Annotated in this window: 1 protein-coding gene; it reads right to left on the minus strand. The window is 68.8% G+C overall.

The annotated features are described in order from the left end of the window. On the minus strand, positions 1-263 hold a 263-nt coding region (locus SB772_RS42235; RefSeq protein WP_410838804.1), incomplete at both ends, for a glycine zipper 2TM domain-containing protein.

The raw sequence follows: 263 nt of genomic DNA on the forward strand, positions 1-263 counted from the left end.
GTTATCCAGACGGACGGTGATCTCGAGGCCATTGTGCATGGCCACGCCGTTTTCGACCGCATTGCCGGCCACCGCGCCCGCGATGCCGCCAATGATGCCCGTGACGATCGAGCCACGACCGCCGCCGATCGCGCTGCCGGCCACGGCGCCAAGCGCGCCGCCGCCGACTGCGCCCAGACCGCTGGGCTGGCCATTGTTCGAGCTGATCTTCACGGCGCGTACGCTTTCCACCGTAGCCATGCGCACCGTGGATTCGCGCTGCG

Origin of the sequence: Paraburkholderia sp. SIMBA_030, assembly GCF_046535245.1 — a bacterium.
Classification (GTDB): Bacteria; Pseudomonadota; Gammaproteobacteria; order Burkholderiales; family Burkholderiaceae; genus Paraburkholderia.